Annotated in this window: 14 protein-coding genes; 10 read left to right on the forward strand and 4 right to left on the reverse strand. The window is 69.1% G+C overall.

Annotation, left to right across the window (positions count from 1 at the left end):
* Nucleotides 1–50: 50 nt before the first annotated feature.
* The 5 genes from AC1DMS_RS16920 to AC1DMS_RS16940 all read left to right on the forward strand — a co-directional run bounded on the left by AC1DMS_RS16920 (nt 51) and on the right by AC1DMS_RS16940 (nt 8,284).
* The gene (locus AC1DMS_RS16920; RefSeq protein WP_478181450.1) at nt 51–1,004 is read left to right on the forward strand and encodes a phosphate acetyltransferase; all 954 of its coding nucleotides are present in this window, start codon (nt 51–53) and stop codon (nt 1,002–1,004) included.
* 185 nt (nt 1,005–1,189) lie between these two features.
* Nucleotides 1,190–4,195, forward strand: coding sequence for a transglycosylase domain-containing protein (locus AC1DMS_RS16925; RefSeq protein ID WP_478181451.1), 3,006 nt, complete (start codon nt 1,190–1,192; stop codon nt 4,193–4,195).
* 152 nt (nt 4,196–4,347) lie between these two features.
* Complete coding sequence (locus AC1DMS_RS16930) at nt 4,348–5,121, forward strand: 2Fe-2S iron-sulfur cluster-binding protein (RefSeq protein WP_478181452.1); 774 nt, start codon at nt 4,348–4,350, stop codon at nt 5,119–5,121.
* Nucleotides 5,118–6,110 carry an FAD binding domain-containing protein gene (locus AC1DMS_RS16935; RefSeq protein ID WP_436300532.1) on the forward strand — a complete coding sequence of 331 codons (993 nt, stop codon included), beginning with the start codon at nt 5,118–5,120 and terminating at the stop codon, nt 6,108–6,110. Before AC1DMS_RS16930 ends, AC1DMS_RS16935 begins: the two co-directional genes overlap by 4 nt.
* Nucleotides 6,107–8,284, forward strand: a complete 2,178-nt coding sequence (locus AC1DMS_RS16940; protein ID WP_478181453.1) for a xanthine dehydrogenase family protein molybdopterin-binding subunit — start codon at nt 6,107–6,109, stop codon at nt 8,282–8,284. The genes AC1DMS_RS16935 and AC1DMS_RS16940 overlap by 4 nt, the downstream gene beginning before the upstream one ends.
* 105 nt (nt 8,285–8,389) lie before the next feature.
* Here the strand turns inward: AC1DMS_RS16940 and AC1DMS_RS16945 are convergent, their stop codons facing one another.
* From AC1DMS_RS16945 to AC1DMS_RS16955, 3 genes are read right to left on the reverse strand one after another with little or no spacing between them, the layout of a single operon-like run.
* Nucleotides 8,390–9,322, reverse strand: coding sequence for a dimethyl sulfoxide reductase anchor subunit family protein (locus tag AC1DMS_RS16945; RefSeq protein WP_478181454.1), 933 nt, complete (start codon nt 9,320–9,322; stop codon nt 8,390–8,392).
* A gap of 4 nt (nt 9,323–9,326) precedes the next feature.
* Nucleotides 9,327–10,070, reverse strand: coding sequence for a 4Fe-4S dicluster domain-containing protein (locus AC1DMS_RS16950; RefSeq protein WP_478181455.1), 744 nt, complete (start codon nt 10,068–10,070; stop codon nt 9,327–9,329).
* A gap of 4 nt (nt 10,071–10,074) precedes the next feature.
* Nucleotides 10,075–13,020 (reverse strand): molybdopterin oxidoreductase family protein, encoded by a 2,946-nt coding sequence (locus AC1DMS_RS16955; RefSeq protein ID WP_478181456.1) that lies wholly within the window; start codon nt 13,018–13,020, stop codon nt 10,075–10,077.
* A gap of 84 nt (nt 13,021–13,104) precedes the next feature.
* Between AC1DMS_RS16955 and AC1DMS_RS16960 the strand changes: the two genes are divergently transcribed.
* Complete coding sequence (locus AC1DMS_RS16960; RefSeq protein WP_478181457.1) at nt 13,105–14,040, forward strand: LysR family transcriptional regulator; 936 nt, start codon at nt 13,105–13,107, stop codon at nt 14,038–14,040.
* A gap of 24 nt (nt 14,041–14,064) precedes the next feature.
* Here the strand turns inward: AC1DMS_RS16960 and AC1DMS_RS16965 are convergent, their stop codons facing one another.
* Nucleotides 14,065–14,835, reverse strand: a complete 771-nt coding sequence (locus tag AC1DMS_RS16965; RefSeq protein WP_478181458.1) for a GntR family transcriptional regulator — start codon at nt 14,833–14,835, stop codon at nt 14,065–14,067.
* A gap of 126 nt (nt 14,836–14,961) precedes the next feature.
* Between AC1DMS_RS16965 and AC1DMS_RS16970 the strand changes: the two genes are divergently transcribed.
* Genes AC1DMS_RS16970 through AC1DMS_RS16985 form a run of 4 tightly spaced genes read left to right on the forward strand, consistent with a single transcriptional unit; the run spans nt 14,962 to nt 18,425 of the window.
* On the forward strand, nt 14,962–15,243 hold the full coding sequence (locus AC1DMS_RS16970; RefSeq protein WP_478181459.1) for a UxaA family hydrolase: 282 nt from the start codon (nt 14,962–14,964) through the stop codon (nt 15,241–15,243).
* A gap of 53 nt (nt 15,244–15,296) precedes the next feature.
* Nucleotides 15,297–16,472 (forward strand): UxaA family hydrolase, encoded by a 1,176-nt coding sequence (locus AC1DMS_RS16975; RefSeq protein ID WP_478181460.1) that lies wholly within the window; start codon nt 15,297–15,299, stop codon nt 16,470–16,472.
* A gap of 25 nt (nt 16,473–16,497) precedes the next feature.
* Nucleotides 16,498–17,427 (forward strand): hydroxyacid dehydrogenase, encoded by a 930-nt coding sequence (locus AC1DMS_RS16980; protein WP_478181461.1) that lies wholly within the window; start codon nt 16,498–16,500, stop codon nt 17,425–17,427.
* Entirely contained in the window at nt 17,424–18,425 is a 1,002-nt protein-coding gene (locus AC1DMS_RS16985) for an Ldh family oxidoreductase (protein ID WP_478181462.1), read from the forward strand. The genes AC1DMS_RS16980 and AC1DMS_RS16985 overlap by 4 nt, the downstream gene beginning before the upstream one ends.
* The last annotated feature ends 36 nt before the right edge of the window (nt 18,426–18,461 follow it).

Genomic DNA, 18,461 nt, shown 5'->3' on the forward strand with positions numbered 1-18,461 from the left:
AGGGAAAATCCGTGACATCGTAGTGCCCCTCCCCACTCTCCGGAGCCCGCATGCCACCCGCATCTCCCGCCACCCACCCCCACTACGACCGCCTGATCGCCACCGCCCGCGCGCTCCCACCGCTTCGCGTCGCGGTCGTCCACCCAGCCAACGCCGTCTCCCTAGAAGCGGCCCTCGCATCAGCCGCGCTCGGCCTCATCGCCCCCACGCTCGTCGGCCCCCGCGCAAAGATCGAAGCTGCCGCACGCGAAGCCGGCGCAGACCTCTCGAACATCCCCATCGTCGACGCCCCTCACAGCCACGCCGCGGCCGACGCCGCCGTCGCCATGGCCTTGCGCGGCGAAGTCGATGCGTTGATGAAGGGCAGCCTGCACACCGACGAGCTGATGGGCGCGGTGGTGCGGCGCGAAGGGGGCCTCCGCACATCGCGGCGCATCAGTCATTGCTTCGTGATGGACATTCCGGGCCACTCGCAGCCGCTGATCATTTCGGACGCCGCCATCAACATCGCGCCCACGCTCGATGAAAAGGTCGACATCGTGCAGAACGCGATCGACCTTGCGCATGCGCTGCTGATGCCGGCGGTGCGGGTGGCGATTCTCTCGGCCACGGAAACGATCAACACCAAGGTGCCGTCCACGCTGGATGCCGCCGCGCTGTGCAAGATGGCCGACCGCGGCCAGATCACCGGGGCGCAGCTCGACGGACCGCTGGCCATGGACAACGCCATCGACCCTGAGGCGGCGCGCATCAAGGGCATCGTCTCGCCGGTGGCGGGCCGCGCCAACGTGCTGATCGTGCCCAGCCTGGACGCGGGCAACATGCTGGCCAAGAGCCTGAGTTTCCTGGGCGGGGCCTATGCGGCGGGCATCGTGCTGGGCACCCGGGTGCCGGTGATCCTGACGAGCCGGGCCGACTCGGAGCCGGCTCGCCTGGCCTCCTGCGCGGTCGCTTCGATGCTGGCCAAGGCGGGGCGCGAACGGCTCATCAAGGCGGTGGGCTGAAAAACCCCCGGCCGCCTACCTCGTTACGGCTGAAACAACCGAACTACGACTTGTATGCCAACGCGGCGTTGACTCGCCATAGGTAGTTTTCCGGCACGCAAGATTGCCGCGCATGCGCGCCAAGTGGCCGCGGAAAGCGCATCATCGCGCTGGACGGACCCCCGGTTCAGACTGTGCGAGGCAGCATGACAAGGTTCAAGAAGGTCTTCTGGATCGGCACTGGGCTCGCCGTGGTAGGCGCGCTTGCCGCTTTTGCGGTGGTCGACGAGCTGAAGACCTCCCGATGGCAATCGGCCCTGTGGCGCGACTTTGCCAGCGGCGCGGGCTTCAGCGTCAGCGACGGTGCCAGCGACGCCATCCGCTTTCCCCATAGCGGGCCGTACGACGCGCGGCTCGGCTACCACGGTCTTCCCGACTTCATCGAACGCCTGCAGCCGCGGGGCTTTGCCATCACCCGCCAGGCGCGCATGTCGCCGCGGCTGGTCGAACTGCAGGAGCGCGGGCTTTTCACGCCCTACCGCGAGAAGAATCAGGCCGGCCTGACGGTGCGCGACTGCCGCAACACGGCGCTGCTGCACACGCGCGTGCCCCAGCGCGCCTACGAGCGCTTCGAAGACGTGCCGCCGCTGCTGGTGAGCGCCCTGCTGTTCGTCGAAGACCGCCACCTGCTCGATGCGGAGCCGGCGCAGCGCAATCCCGCGCTCGATCCGGAACGCTTTGCCAAGGCCGCGGTCGAGCAGGGGCTGCGGGTGTTCAGCCCGGGCGCGACCGCGACCGGCGGCAGCACGCTGGCCACGCAGATCGAAAAGTACCGCCATTCGCCGCAAGGCCGCACCGGGTCGGTCCGCGAGAAGCTGCGCCAGATGGCCTCGGCCTCGGTGCGCGCCTACCAGGACGGCGACGACACGCTGGCGCGGCGCCGCCAGATCGTCGTCGACTATCTCGACACGGTGCCGCTGGCCGCGCGCCCCGGCATCGGCGAAGTGCACGGCATGGGCGATGGCCTGTGGGCCTGGTACGGGCGCGACTTCCGCGAGGTCAACCGCCTGCTCGCCGACAACGCGGAAGGGGCGACCACGCCCACGCCCGAGGCGCTCCAGCGCCAGGCCGAGGCCTTCAAGCAGGCGCTGTCGCTGATGATCGCGCAGCGCCGCCCCTCGCAGCACTTGCTCGGCGACGGCACCGGCTTGGCGCGGCTGACCGACAGCTACCTGCGGCTGATGGGCGATGCGGGCCTGATCGCGCCCACGCTGCGCGATGCGGCGCTGCCGCTGCCGCTGAATCTGCGGCCCGAACTGCCGACCAGGCCGCGCACGGACTTCGTGCAGCGCAAGGCCACCATCGCGCTGCGCACCCACATCTCCACGCTGCTCGACGTGCCGCGCGCCTACGACCTGGAACGGCTCGACCTGGAGGCTGAGACCAGCCTGGACGGCGAAGCGCAGGCGCTGGCGGCGCAGGTGCTGACCGGCCTGCGCACGCCCGCCGCCGCCAAGGCCGCGGGCTTGTTCGGCGCCCACATGCTCGACCCGGGCGCGGACCCGGCCCCGCTGATCTACAGCTTCACGCTGTTCGAGCGCGGCGCCCAGGCCAACCTGCTGCGCGTGCAGGCCGACAACATCAACCAGCCATTCGACGTGAACCAGGGCGCGCGGCTGGACCTGGGCTCCACCGCCAAGCTGCGCACGCTGGTGAGCTACCTCGAGATCGTGGCCGAGCTGCACGCCCGCTGGGCGGACCTGGGCGCCGCCCAACTTTCGGCGCTGCCGAACAACCCGCGCGATCCGCTCGGTGCGTGGGCGCGGCAGTACCTGTTGCGCGCCAAGGACCGCCGACTCACGCCAATGCTCGAGGCGGCCATGGAGCGCAAGTATTCGGCGAACCCCGGCGAATCGTTCTTCACCGGCGGCGGCCTGCACCAGTTCGAGAATTTCGAACGCTCGCGCAACAGCGAATCGATGACGGTGCGCGAAGGCTTCAAGCATTCGGTCAACCTGGTGTTCATCCGCCTGATGCGCGACGTGGTGCGCCACCGCATGTTCGGCGGCGCATCGGATGCCGAGACCCTGCTGAAGGACCCGGCCGACCCGCGCCGGCGCGAGATGCTCGAGCGCTTTGCCGACCGCGAAGGCTCGGCCTACCTGATCCGCTTCTATCGCAAGTACCAGCGCCAATCGGCCGCGGGCGCCGAGGCGCTGCTGCTGCGCAGCCTCAAGCCATCGGCGCCGCGCTTGGCGAGCGCGCTGTTCACGATCGAACCCGGGGCCAGCGAAGAACGGCTCGACGAGCTGCTCACGCAGCGGCTGGGCAAGGGCGCCGGCTCGCCGCGTGCACTGCGGGCGCTGCACACCACCTACTCGGGCCTGTCGCTCGCGGACCGCGGCTACATCGCGCGCGTGCATCCGCTCGAACTCTGGCTGGTGGGATACCTGCGGCGCCATCCCGGCGCAACACTGACCGAGGTGCTCGACGCGAGCGCGAGCGAACGCCAGGAGGTCTACGCCTGGCTCTTCAAGACGCGGCACAAGAGCGCACAGGACAAGCGCTTGCGCGAGCTGGTCGAGCTCGATGCGTTCGCGGAAATCCATCGCTCGTGGCAGCGCCTGGGCTACCCCTTCGAATCGCTGACGCCGTCCTATGCGAGCGCCATTGGCGCGTCGGGCGACCGGCCGGCCGCATTGGCGGAACTGATGGGCATCATCGCCAACGACGGCGTACGGCGGCCGGTGCAGCGCGTCGGCGCACTGCACTTTGCGCGCGACACGCCCTACGAGACGCGGCTCGAGGCGCAAGGCGCGGGTGCCGAGCGCGTGCTGCCCGCCGAAGTGGCCGCAACGCTGCGCCGCGCGCTGGTGCAGGTGGTGCAGGACGGCACGGCGCGGCGCCTGAAGGATGCCCTGGTGGACGCGAACGGCCGCGCGATAGAGATCGGCGGCAAGACCGGCACCGGCGACCACCGCTACGGCCACAACGGCCGCGGCGCAGGCGCGGGCCCGGAGCGCAAGATCAGCCGCTCGGCCACCTTCGTGTTCACCATCGGCGACCGCTACTTCGGCACCATCATGGCCTACGTGAACGAGCCCTACGCCGCCCGCTACCGGTTCACGAGCGCACTGCCGACGCAGTTGCTGAAGTCGCTGGGGCCGCAATTGCTGCCGGTGCTGGAGCGCGGGGGGTGTGGAGGGGATTGACTCGCCCCCCGCAGCAGGTATTAAAAAAACCGATGCCTGCAACAAGTTATCGATAGCTAAGCTGGGGAATCGACGCCCCTCGACAGCGCACGGGCCGCAGCTCGCGCGGCGAGGTCCCTTCATCGATCGATCCACCCCAGGTGCCACACACGATGACATCCCTCCTTTCCGATGAACGGCAGGCCGATGATTTGCCTGACGACGATAACGACAACAGCAACCCTCTTCTCCCCTCACCCGCCGGCCAGCTGACCCGCCGCGCCTTCCTTGCGGAAAGCGGGACGACCGGCATCGCCGGCATCCTGGCGTCCGCGCCCATGGCAGCGTCTGTCGCAACGGCCGCGCAGGCGGATGCCAATGCAGCGCCGCCCTCTTCTTCTTCGATGGCCCTCGCCCTGCGCGTCAACGGCAAGCCGCATGCGCTGCAAGTCGATCCGCGCACGACCCTGCTCGACCTGCTGCGCGAGCAGATGGCGCTGCCGGGTACGAAGAAAGGCTGCGACCACGGCCAGTGCGGCGCGTGCACGGTGCTCGTCAATGGCCGGCGCATCAACTCCTGCCTGGCACTCGCGCTCTCGCATGATGGCGCGGAAGTCACCACCATCGAGGGGCTCGCGCGCGGCAGCGAGCTGCATCCGATGCAGGCCGCCTTCATCAAGCACGACGGGTTCCAGTGCGGCTATTGCACCTCGGGGCAGATCTGCTCGGCCGTGGGCATGCTGCGCGAGGCGGAGCAAGGCGCGCCGAGCCATGTCACGGCCGATGTGCGGCGCACCGGGCCGGTGGCGCAGCTGAGCGACGCCGAGATCCGCGAGCGCATGTCGGGCAACATCTGCCGCTGCGGCGCCTACCCGGGCATCGTGGCCGCGGTGCGCGAAGTGAGCCTGATGCCGCGCGCGGGCAACAGCCGAAGGAGCCGCGCATGAAGCCCTTCGCATTCACCCGCGCCACCGACGTGGACACGGCCGTCCGGGCGGCCACGCAGCCGGGCGCCCGATTCCTGGCCGGCGGCACCAACATCGTCGACCTGATGAAGGAAGGCGTGGAAGCGCCCGACCAGCTGGTGGACATCAACCGCCTGCCGCTCGCGGCCATCGAGGCGCAGCCCGGGGGCGGGCTCCGGCTGGGCGCGCTGGCGCGCAACAGCGACACGGCCAGCCACCCCGTGCTGCGCACGCGCTATCCGCTGGTGGCGCAGGCCATTCTTGCGGGCGCCTCGGGCCAGCTGCGCAATGCGGCTACCAACGGCGGCAACCTGCGCCAGCGCACGCGCTGCCCCTACTTCTACGACGTGACGCAGCCCTGCAACAAGCGCGAGCCGGGCACGGGCTGCAGCGCGCTGCAGGGCTTCAACCGCAACCACGCGGTGCTGGGCACCAGTGCGAAGTGCATCGCAAGCTATCCGGGCGACATGGCGCAGGCGCTGCACGCGCTCGATGCGGTGGTGCAGCTGCAGGGGCCCTCAGGCCGCCGGACCATTCCGATTGCGCAGTTTCACCGCCTGCCGGGCGAGACGCCCGAGCTCGATGCCAACCTGGCGCCCGGCGAGCTGATCACCGCCATCGACCTGCCGGCCGAAAGCGCCCGCTTCGCGCAGCGTTCGCACTACCTGAAGGTGCGCGACCGTGCCAGCTATGCCTTTGCGCTGGTGTCGGTGGCGGCCGCGCTCGACATGGAGGGCAGCCGCATCCGGCAGGCGCGCATCTGCCTGGGCGGCGTGGCCCACATGCCCTGGCGCGCGCGCGAGGCCGAGGCGCTGCTGCAAGGCGCCGAGCCCAGCATGGCGCTGTTCCGCCAGGCGGCGGAGGCCGCGCTGGCCGGTGCCACGGGCTTCGAGCACAACCGTTTCAAGATCGAACTGGCCAGGCGAAGCATCGTGCGCGCGCTGGAAACCACGAGCAGGAGCACGGCATGAACAGGCAAGCGACTCCCCTCATCGGGCAGCCGGTCGACCGCGTGGACGGCCGCCTCAAGGTGACCGGCCAGGCGCGCTATGCGGCCGAGTTCTCGTACCCGGGGCTGGTGTACGGCGTTGCGCTGGGCAGCACCGTGGCGGCCGGGCGCGTGCGCGACATCGACACCGCGGCGGCGGAGCAATTGCCCGGCGTGCTGCTGGTGCTCACGCACAAGAACGTGCCCAAAATGGCGCCGCCCGCGCCCGAGACGCCGCAGAACCGCTTCACGCGCGCCACGCCGCTGCTGCAGGACACGGCCATTCACCACCACGGCCAGCTCATCGGCTTCGTGGTGGCCGAAACGCTCGAGCAGGCGCGCCATGCGGCCACGCTGGTGAAGGTGAGCTACGACGCGGCGCAGCCCCGCATCGGCTTCGACGCCAACGTCAAGAACGCCTACGCGCCGGCGGCCATCAACGCCGGCTACAAGACCGACACGCGCCGCGGCGACCTCGACCAGGGCCTGCGCGCCGCAGCGGGCACCGTCGATGCGGTCTACAACACGCCCATCGAGCACCACCACCCGATGGAGATGCACGCCACCGTGGCCGCATGGGAGGGCGACAACAAGGTCACGGTGCACCACTCGCTGCAGATGGTGAGCGATGCCGCCCCGGCCATTGCCGCCACCTTCGACATTCCGCGCGAGAACGTGCGCGTGGTGTGCCCGTTCGTGGGCGGCGGCTTCGGCAGCAAGATCCTCACGCGCGACAACGCGATGCTCACGGTGCTGGCCGCGCGCCTCGTGAGGCGGCCGGTCAAGCATGTGCTCACGCGGCAGCAGATGTTCATGGTGGTCGGCCTGCGCCAGCACAACCGCCAGCACATGCGGCTGGGTGCGGATGCGAGCGGCCGGCTCACGGGGCTGGGCCACGACACCGTCACCCACACTTCGGTGCACGAGGAGTTCGTCGAGCAGACCGGCGTCATCTCGCGAATGATGTACGAGGTGCCGAACTCGCAGGTCACCCACCGCGCCTTCCGCCTCAACGTGCAGACGCCCAAGTGGACCCGCGCACCGGGCGAGGCGCCCGGCAGCTTTGCGCTCGAATCGGCGATGGACGAACTTGCCGAGCAGCTGAAGATCGACCCCGTGGAACTGCGCGTGAGGAACGACGCCAAGACCGACCTCGACACGGGCAAGCCCTTCGGCAGCCGCTCGCTCGTCGAATGCATGCGCATCGGCGCCGAGAAATTCGGCTGGAGCAATCGCAGCGCCATGCCGCGCAGCCGCAGGCAGGGCCACTGGCTCGTGGGCTACGGCATGAGCGCGGCATCGCGCGGCGCACCGCATCGCGGCGCCTCGGCCAACCTCTTGCTCACGCGCAATGGCCGCGACGTGCGCGCGGTGGTGGAGATGTGTGCGACCGACCTTGGCACCGGCAGCTACACCGTCATTGCGCAGACCGCGGCCGAGACGCTGGGCCTGCCGCTCGACAAGGTGCAGGTGCGGCTCGGCGATTCGGCCCTGCCGCCCACGCCAGGCTCGGGCGGCTCCTGGGGCGCCAACACCTTCTGCACCGCGGCGCTCGCGGTCTGCGAAGCGGCCAAGCAGCAGCTGCGCGAGAAGGTGAGCCTGCGCTTCGTGCGCGAACCCAGCGTGGCGGAGCTGCTGCAGGCGGCCCAGCTGAACGAATGGCGCGCCAGCAACACGGCCACGCCGGGCGCGGACATCGCCGCCTGGTCGCACTACGCCTTCGGTGCCAACTTTGCCGAAGTGTGGGTCGACGAAGACCTGGGGCTGGTGCGCGTGCCTCGCTACCTGGCGGTGATTGCGGCCGGGCGCATCCTCAACCCCAAGACCGCGGCGTCGCAGATCATCGGGGGCGTCGTCTGGGGCATTGGCAACGCGCTGATGGAAGAGTCGGTGCTCGACGAGCGCACCGGCCACTTCGTCACGCGCACGCTAGCCGACTACCACGTGCCCGTGAACGCGGACATCGGCGACGTGCAGGTGCTCTTTGCGCCCGAAACCGACACCCGGGTCAACCGCATGGGCGTGAAGGGCGTGGGCGAGATCGGCATCACCAGCGTGGCCGCCGCCATTGCGAACGCGGTCTACAACGCCACCGGGCGCCGCGTGCGCGACCTGCCCATCACGCCCGACAAACTGCTGACGCCGATCCAGGCATGACGTGGGCGCGGCCGGTGATGACGCCCAACGGCATCGCGCTGTCGCCTGACGGCCGCACGCTTAGGGGGGCCTGTCCAGGCCTGAACGACGCCCTTGGCTGGGTCTTCAGGACACCACCTGGTAGTACAGGTTCTGCGGGTGCTTCGCCTGCGCAAAGAAGAACCAGCGCTCCGCGAGCAGCCCTGGCGCCTGCACCAGCACCGCCAGCAGCCACGGCCACACGGCCCCGCCGGCAACGCCCCACAGCAGCAGCAGCGAAGGCAGCACGAAGGCCAGCAGCAGGAAACCGAGCTTCATGTTCCTGAGCGCGGCCAGCGTGGCGCCATGAAAGAACTCGCGCGTGTTGAACGAGCCGGCCGACATGCCCATCGACTTTTGCACGAGCTTCCCGGCGCGGATGCCGGTGGCCGATTGCAAGGTCGACTTGTGGCGGATCGCCGCGTTGCGCCTGAGCGCGCCGCCGCGTGCGGCCCATGCCGCGAGCGTGGCGGCAAGCGCCCAGGGCCCGAACAGCTGCACGAAGCGTGTTTCGCCCGACAGCACCGCCATCGCACAAGCCAGCACCAGCCCCGACGAGAGGCCCATCAGCGTGAAGTTGACGACGGTCAGCGGGTGCGCCCATTCCTCGATGAAGCGAAGGCACGCATAGATCATGGCGGTGCAGTACCAGAGCGCAACCGCGCCGCACAGCACCAGCACCGGCAGCAGCCACGACCACGGCGCACCGGCGCCGAAGCGCAGCGACAGCCACCACAGCGCCACCAGCGCAATGAAGCCCGGCAGCACGATGACTTCGCGCGACATCCACGAGGTGCGCCACATCAGCACGGCGCGCCATGCGCGGCTCTTGCGGCCCAGGTGCATGAACGATGCGGCCAGGCCCGCCACGAGCAGCACTTCGGCCACGCCGAGCGCCAGCGTGAGAAAGCCGGGCGCGAGGCCCATGCCGAACAGCGCCGCGAGCGCAAGCGCGACGACCAGGCCCTGCGCGGCGCCGGCCAGCGTGGTGAAGAAAAGAATGGAGAACGCGGGATGCATGCGGCTACTCCCGCGCTTCGATCGAGGGGGTGGTCTGCTGCGTGACGCGGCGCGGCAGGTACTGGTTGGCTGGGCTCGTCTCCCACTCGGGCATCAGCGAGTAGCCGCCGCGTTCGCGGATGGCCTTCGACACTTCGGAGTCCGGGTCCTTCACGTCGCCGAACAGGCGCGCGCCGGTGGGGCAGGCCTTGACGCAGGCGGGCTTGCGGTCCTCCTTGGGCAGGTGCTCGTCGTAGATCCGGTCGACGCACAGCGTGCACTTGGTCATGACCTGGCGCTCTTCGTCGAGCTCGCGTGCGCCGTACGGGCAGGCCCATGCGCAGTACTTGCAGCCGATGCACTTGTCGTAGTCGACCAGCACGATGCCGTCTTCCTTGCGCTTGTAGCTGGCACCCGTGGGGCACACGGGCACGCAGGGCGGGTCTTCGCAGTGCAGGCAGCTCTTGGGGAAGTGCACCGTCTGCGTGGCCGGGAAGGTGCCGGCCTCGTAGGTCTGCACGCGGTTGAAGAAAGTGCCGGTGGGGCTGGCGCCGTAGGGCTGCGCATCCGCAAGCGGGCCGGCGCTGCCGGAGGTGTTCCACTGCTTGCACGACGTGACGCAGGCATGGCAGCCGACGCAGACGTTGAGGTCGATGACGAGGGCGAGTTGCTTGGCGAGGGTTTCGCCCGGCTCGGCGCGGACGCTGGCATTTCTCCCTCCCCTTCCGGGGGAGGGAGCAGATCCGGGGCCATCAAGTCCTTGAGCCACTGCATCATTTCTTCCCCCTCCCCGCAAAGTACGTCAGCACGCTCGCCGCCTTCCCCAGCACCCCCGGTGCGCTCGGCATGCTCGCCATCTGCGGAAAGCTTTCTTCCGGCTCGCCCGGTTCCGCCGGCCGTATGCGCACGCGCACGTCGTACCAGCCCGCCTGCCCCGTGACCGGATCCGAATTGCTGATGCGGCCGCTCGCGGTGCCTGCGCAAGGCAGTTCCTCGCTGATCAGGTGGTTGAGCAGGAAGCCCTTGCGCGCCTCGTCCGCACCGGGCGCCAGCTGCCATGCGCCATCGGCCTTGCCGATCGCGTTCCAGGTCCACACGGTGCCGGGCTCCACGGCCTCGCTGTAGCGCAGCATGCAGCGCACCTGGCCCCATTGGCTCTCGACCCAGCACCAGCCGCCATCGGCAATGCCCGCGGCCTGCGCGGTGAGCGGGTTCACGTGAAGATAGTTGTGGCTGTGGATCTGCCTGAGCCACGCGTTCTGTGAATCCCACGAGTGGTACATCGCCATCGGCCGTTGTGTGATGGCGTTGAGCGGATACGCGTCGAGATCGGTCGAGGCCTCCTCGAGCGGCGGATACCAGAAAGGCAGCGGATCAAAGTAGGTGTCGATGCGCTCCCGCAGCGCATCGGGCGGCTGCCGACCTGGGCTCTTGCCTTGCGCGGCCAGGCGGAAGCTCTGCAGCGTGTCGGAGTACAGCGCCAGCTGCACCGGGTCGTTGCGCTGGCGCCAGCCCTTGTCCTTTGCGAAGTCGAGGTACTCGCGGTTCCAGTTGCGCATGTAGTGCATGGTCTCGGGCATGTGGTACTGGAACACGCAGTTGTTCTGCGCATACGCTTCCCACTGCTTGGGGTTGGGCTCGCCGCGCAGATGCTCGGTGCCGTCCTTGCCGCGCCAGCCCATCAGAAAACCGATGCCCGGCTGCGGCTGGAAGTTGACGACAAAGTCCGGATAGCCTGAAAACTTGCGCCCGCCCTCGGGCGTGGTGAAGGCCGGAAACTTCAGGCGCGAGGCCAGCTCGATCAGCACTTCCTGGAACGGCTTGCACTGGCCGGTGGGCGGCACCACCGGAATGCGCACCGAATCGACCGGGCCGTCGAACTCCGAGATCGGCCGGTCGAGCATGCTCATCACGTCGTGGCGCTCCAGGTAGGTGGTGTCGGGCAGCACCAGGTCGGCAAAGGCCACGGTCTCGCTCTGGAAGGCGTCGCACACCACCAGGAAGGGGATCATGTGCTCGCCCTTCTCGTCCTTGCGGTTGAGCATCTCGCGCACGGCCATGGTGTTCATGCTGGAGTTCCAGGCCATGTTGGCCATGAAGATCAGCAGCGTGTCGATGCGGTAGGGGTCGCCCTTCACCGCATTGGTGATCACGTTGTGCATGAGCCCGTGCGCCGACAGCGGGTGCTCCCACGAGAACGCATGGTCGATGCGGATCGGCGAGCCGTCGGGGTTGATGGCCAGCTCTTCCGGGTTGGCCGGAAAGCCCAGCGGCGCGGCATTGAGCGGCGTGTTGGGCTGGATCATTCCGGGGTCGTTGAAGGCGCGGTAGTTGGGCACGATGTGGCGCGGGTACGGCGCCTTGTGCCTGAAGCCGCCGGGCGCGTCGATGGTGCCGAGCACGCTCATCAGCACGGCCAGCGCGCGCACCGTCTGGAAGCCATTCGAATGCGCTGCGAGCCCGCGCATCGCGTGGAAGGCCACAGGCCGCGCCTGCGTGGTCGGGTGCTTCTTGCCCCAGGCATCGGTCCACGCAATGGGCAGCTCGAAGGCCTGGTGCAGCGCGGTCTCGCCCATCTCGCGCGCAAGCTTGCGGATGCGCTCGGCATCGATGCCGGTGATGGCCTCGGCCCATTCGGGCGTGCAGCTGGCCACGCGCTCGCGCAGCAGCTGGAACGAGGGCGCCACGCGCGTGCCGTCGGCCAGCGTGTAGTGGCCTTCGAGCGCGGGATCGCAGCCGTCGGCAATGCCTTCGGGGTAGGCGTTCTTCACGCTGCCGCTCGATCTGTCCCACACCAGCTTGTTGTGCGGATGGCGGCCGTCGCCGGGCGGCCCGCGCGTGGGGTCCGGGTCGAAGGCGAACAGGCCCTGGCGCTCGCAGTCGTCCAGCACCACGAGCTGCGGCGCATTGGTGAAGCGCTTCAAGAAAGCGTGGTCGATCAGGTCGTTCGCGATCAGCTCATGCAGCAGCGCCATGAACAATGCGCCGTCGGTGCCGGGCTTGATCGGAATCCACTCGTCCGCAATGGCCGAGTAGCCCGTGCGCACCGGATTGATCGAAATGAAGCGTCCGCCTGCACGCTTGAACTTGCTGATGGCGATCTTCATCGGGTTGCTGTGATGGTCCTCGGCCGTGCCGATCATCACGAACAGCTTGGCGCGGTCGAGGTCGGGCCCGCCGAATTCCCAGAAGCTGCCGCCGATGGTGTAGATCATTCCCGCGGCCATGTTGACCGAACAGAAGCCGCCGTGCGCCGCATAGTTGGGCGTGCCGAACTGGCGCGCGAACAGGCCCGTGAGCGCCTGCATCTGGTCGCGGCCCGTGAAGAGGGCGAACTTCTTCGGATCGGTCGCCCGGATCTTGCCGAGCCGCTCGGCCAGCATGTCGAAGGCGCGCTCCCAGCTGATGGGCTCGAACTCCCCGGCCCCGCGCTCGCTGCCGGCCTTGCGCAGCAGCGGCTGCGTGAGGCGCGCAGGCGACACCTGCTTCATGATGCCCGACGAGCCCTTGGCGCAGATCACGCCCTTGTTCAGCGGATGCTCGGGGTTGCCGTCGATGTAGCGCACCTCGGGGCCATGCTCGCCTTCGCGCAGGTGCACGCGAATGCCGCAGCGGCAGGCGCACATGTAGCAGGTGGTGGTCTTGACCTGGGTGTCCGCCGTTGGCGTGGGGGCGGCGAGCGGATCGTGGACGGGCTCTCGGGACAGGAAACTGAACACTGGCGGTCCTTCGTTTTTTTGTGCGGGGCTGCGCCGATGTTAGAGAGCATCGATCAAACGAAAAAGCGGAGAATATCGCTCACGATGACCGGAAAAACAGATCAGCAGCAGACCGCGCAGCGGCTTCGGCTCAACCTGCGCCAGCTCGAAGTGTTCGTGGCCACGGCCCGGGGAGGCAGCACGCGCGCCGCGGCCGACCGCGTCGCGCGCTCGCAGTCGGCCGCGAGCAGCGCGCTGGCCGACCTGGAGTCTTCCGTGGGCGCCCTGCTGTTCGACCGGCTCGGCCGCCGCCTGGTGCTCAACGAAAACGGCCGCGCGCTGCTGCCCAAGGCCCAGGCACTGCTCGACCAGGCCGGCGAGGTGGAGGCACTCTTCAGCGGCGAGCATGCAGCGCCGCTGCGCGTGGCGGCCAGCTTCACCATCGGCGAATACCTGCTGCCCGAGCGCGTGTCGCAATGGACGGCGCTCCATCCGCAGAGCCAGGTGCACCTGCACATTGCCAACACGCGCGACGTGATCGAGGCGGTGGCGGGCTTCGACGTGGATGTCGGCTTCATCGAGGGGCCGCAGACGCACCCCGACCTGGTGGTGCGCGCTTGGCGCGAAGACGAGCTGGTGATCGTCGCCGCACCGGGCCATCCGCTCGCCAAGCGCATTGCCACGCACCACCAGCTCTCGCAGGCCACCTGGGTGCTGCGCGAGCACGGCTCGGGCACGCGGCAGGTCACCGATGCGTGGCTGATCCAGAACCTGGAGCAGGTGCGCGTGGGCTTCGAGCTCGGCAGCACCGAGGCCATCAAGCGCGTGGTGGCCTCGGGCACGGGCCTGGCCTGCCTTTCGCGCTACACGGTGGCGCAGGCACTCGAAGACGGCCACCTGATCGAACTGCGCACGCGGCTGCCCGCGGGTATGCGGCGGCTGGCCACGGTGATGCATCGCGACAAGCTTTTGGGCCGCGCGACGGCCGACTTCCTCCGGCACTGCGGGGCGACCGTGCCGCGCATGCCGTCCGCGCGCTAGGCCGCACGAAGCCGATCAGGCCGATCAAGCCGGCCGCGACAGCAGGTGCACGTACTCGTACTGCGCCGTGTTGATGGTCGACACGCGGTACTCCACCGGCTTGTCGCCGAAAGTAAGCGCGGTGCGCCGCACCTCCATCACCGGCGCGCCCGGCGCCACGCCCAGGATGCGCACCACGCTGCGGTCGGCCGCCATCGCGCGTGCGCGCTCGCGCGCCAGCGTCACGGTGATGCCGAACTCGGTCTGGTAGAGGTGGTAGATGGTGCTCGGCCGCTCGCGAAAGCGCTTCTCGGTCAGGCCCTTGAAGAGCAGCGCCGGCAGCGTGAGCCGGTCGTGGATCACCGCCCGGCCCTGCAGCAGCAGCCGGTTGTCGATCTGGATGGCCGGCTCGCCGGTTCGCAGCCCCAGCGCCTGCGCGGGCCCCTCGTCCATGCGCACGCGCTCGAAGGCCACGAACTCCACCTGCGGCGCCTGCCTGAGGCCGTCGCTGCGCTCCACATGGAAGAACTGGAACATGAAGCGGTCGTCGTTGTGCACCGCCACGAAGGTGCCGCGCCCCTGCCGCCGCACGAGGATGTGCTCGGCCACCAGGTCGTCGGTCGCGTGGCGCAGCGTGCCGATCGACACGCCGAGGGCCGCCGCCAGCTCGCTCTCGCTCGGCAGCACGCTGCCGGCCGCGCAGCGCCCCGATTCGATGGCGCGCAGCAGCGAGCGCTTGACGAGCCGGTAGAGCGGCGCGCCCGCCGACTCGGCGGGAATCGGTTCGAACGCGGAGATGTCTGTCGAGCGGGGCATGGCGCATTGTGGCGGCCGCATCGCGATTCATCCAAGTCATTCATATGACCTGTTTGACACGCGGAGACGCGCACTCGGACACTGGCCCGGCTGCAAATTCTCAGCGAGTCACAACAGGAGACAACGATGATTCATTTCGTTCTGCACGACGCGAAGGACACGGTCGCGGTCGTGGTGGTGGAAGGCGTCAAGGCCGGCATATCGCTCAGCGGCTGGATCATGGACGAGGACCGCATGACCAGCGTCGACGCACGCCAGGACATCCCGATCGGCCACAAGGTCGCGCTCAAGGACATGGCGCCCGGCGACACGGTGTGGAAGTACGGCATCGACATGGGCAAGGTGGTCGCGCCGATCAAGGCCGGCGAGCACGCGCACGTGCAGAACATCAAGACCAAGCGCTGGTAAGGCCCTGCCCCGCTTCGCGAATTCCACATCACCCACGAATCCGAAAGAACCGCATGTCCATCATTTCCAAAGACACCACCTTCCTCGGCTACCGCCGCGAAAACGGCCGCGTCGGCGTGCGCAACCACGTCATCATCCTGCCGCTGGACGATCTCTCCAACGCGGCCGCCGAAGCGGTGGCCCACAACATCAAGGGCGCGCTGGCCATTCCGCATCCCTACGGCCGCCTGCAGTTCGGCGCCGACCTGGAGCTGCACTTCCGCACGCTGATCGGCTCGGGCTGCAACCCGAACGTGGCGGCGGTGGTCGTCATCGGCATCGAGGACAGCTGGACGCAGAAGGTGGTCGACGGCATCGCCGCCACGGGCAAGCCGGTGGCCGGCTTCGGCATCGAGGGCCACGGCGACCACGACACCATCCTGCGCGCGAGCAAGGTGGCGCGCGAGTTCGTGCAAGCGGCCAGCGAGAAGCAGCGCGAGCCCTGCGGCATCCACGAGCTGTGGGTGTCCACCAAGTGCGGCGAGAGCGACACCACCTCGGGCTGCGGCTCCAACCCCACCGTGGGCAACGCCTTCGACAAGCTCTACGAGACCGGCAACACGCTGGTGTTCGGCGAGACCTCCGAGATCACCGGCGGCGAGCGCATCGTGGCGGACCGCTGCCGCACGCCCGACGTGAAGGAGCGCTTCATGTTCATGTTCAACCGCTACCAGGACATGATCAACCGCCACAAGACCAGCGACCTGTCGGACTCGCAGCCCACCAAGGGCAACATCGCGGGCGGCCTCACGACCATCGAGGAAAAGGCGCTGGGCAACATCCAGAAGATCGGAAAGAAGTGCATGGTGGACGGCGTGCTCGACAAGGCCGAGGCGCCCACCGGCCCGGGCCTGTGGTTCATGGACTCGTCCAGCGCGGCGGCCGAGATGGTGACGCTGTGCGCCGCATCGGGCTACGCGGTGCACTTCTTTCCCACGGGCCAGGGCAACGTGATCGGCAACCCGATCCTGCCGGTCATCAAGATCTGCGCCAATCCGCGCACCGTGCGGCTGATGAGCGAGCACGTCGACGTCGACACCTCGGGCCTGCTGCAGCGCGAGATGACGCTCGACCAGGCCGGCGACCAACTGCTCGAATGCATGCTGCGAACCGCCAACGGCCGGCTCACCGCGGCCGAAGCGCTGGGCCACCGCGAGTTCGTGCTGACGCGGCTGTACGAGTCGGCCTGACGGCGCCCGCGCGATGGCAGGCATCATGAAGCGGATAGTGATTGCGGAGTTCATGGACGCCGCCGCGGTTGCGCAATTGCGCGAGCGGCACGACGTTCTGTACGAGGTGGCGCTGGTGGACGACGGCGCCCGGCTCTACAAGGAAGCGAAGTGGGCCCACGCGCTCATCGTGCGCAACCGCACGCAGGTGCGCGGCGAACTGCTGGATGCGCTCACGCAGTGCACGGTGGTGGGCCGGCTGGGCGTGGGCCTGGACAACATCGACGTGGCGGGCTGCGAAGCACGCGGCATCCGGGTGATTCCGGCCACGGGCGCCAATGCACTGAGCGTGGCCGAGTACGTGATCGCGAGCGCCATGCTGCTGCTGCGCGGCGCCTACGGTTCCACCGCCGCGGTGGCCGCGGGACGCTGGCCGCGCAATGCGCTGTCGAACGGGCGCGAGCTCGCGGGCAAGACGCTGGGGCTGGTCGGCTTCGGCGCCATCGGGCAACTGACGGCGCGGCTTGCGCAGGCGCTCGGCATGCGCACGGTGGCCTTCGACGCGATGATGGACGGCAGCCACCCGGCCTTCGCCGCAACGGGCACGCAGCCGCTGGGCCTCGATGCGCTGGTGGCGCAGGCCGACGTGGTGAGCCTGCATGTGCCGCTGGTGGACGGCACGCGCAACCTCTTCCATGCGCCGCGCATCGCGGCCATGAAGGGCGGCGCGGTGCTCGTCAACACATCGCGCGGCGGCATCGTCGACGAAGCCGCCGTGGCGCTTGCGCTGCGCGAAGGCCGGCTCGGAGGTGCGGCGCTCGATGTGTTCGAGGCCGAGCCGCTCGCGGCCAGCCCGCATTTCGAGGGCTGCCCCAACCTGCTGCTGACACCGCACATCGCGGGCGTGACGGCCGAGTCGAACGAGCGCGTGAGCAGCCTCATTGCACAGAAGGTGCTGGAGGCGCTGGAACCATGACGATGCTGAGTCTTGAGGAAGCGCGAAACGCGGTGGCCGCGGCCTTGCGCGCGGCTGGCGCGAACGAGGCGATGGCAGCCGCCGCCGCACGCGCATTGGTGCTGGCCGAGGCGCAGGGCCTGGGCTCGCACGGCCTCTCCCGCGTGGCCCAGTACGCCACGCACCTGCGCAACGGCCGGGTGAACGGCAATGCGGTGCCTACGCTGCGCCGCCAGAAAGGCGCGGCCGCGCTGATCGATGCGCACGAGGGCCTGGCCTTCGCCGCCTGCGAAATGGCTGTTGCCGAGGCCATCGGCCGCGCGCGCGACTTCGGCATTGCGATTGCGGGCGTCACGGACAGCCACCATTGCGGCGTGGTGGTCGACCATTTGCGGCCGGTGGCCGAAGCCGGCATGGTCGGGCTCGGCTTTGCCAACTCGCCGGCCGCAATGCCGGCAGCCGGCGGGCGCCATCCGATCTTCGGGACCAATCCGGTGGCGGCGATTTTTCCGCGCCGCGGTGCGCTGCCGCTCGCCATCGACCTGAGCCTTTCGGAAGTGGCGCGCGGCAAGGTCATGGTGGCCGCGAAGCAGGGCAAGGCCATACCGATCGGCTGGGCCGTGGACCGCAACGGCCAGCCGACCACCGACGCACAGGCCGCGCTCGAAGGCTCGATGCTGCCCATTGGCGCGGCCACCAGCCCCAAGGGCGCGATGCTGGCGCTGGTGGTCGAGCTGCTGGTCACGGCGCTGATCGGTGCGCAGTTCGGCTTCGAAGCGTCGAGCTTCTTCGAGGACGCCGGCAACCGGCCGCGCATCGGCCAGGCCTTCATCGTCATCGACCCCGGCGCGCTCGCGGGCTCTGCGAGCTACCTCGACCGCGTCGAGGTGCTGGTGGGCGAGATGCTGCGCGACGACGGCGTGCGCCTGCCCGGCGCGCGGCGCGAGGAACTGCGGCTGCGCGCCGAGGCCGAGGGCATCGAGGTGCCCGAGGCGCTGCTCGCGCAGTGGCGAAGCTAGGCGCCACGACCCCACACAACAACAGGAGACAACACG

The sequence above is a fragment of the Variovorax sp. 05T418 genome (assembly GCF_056396385.1).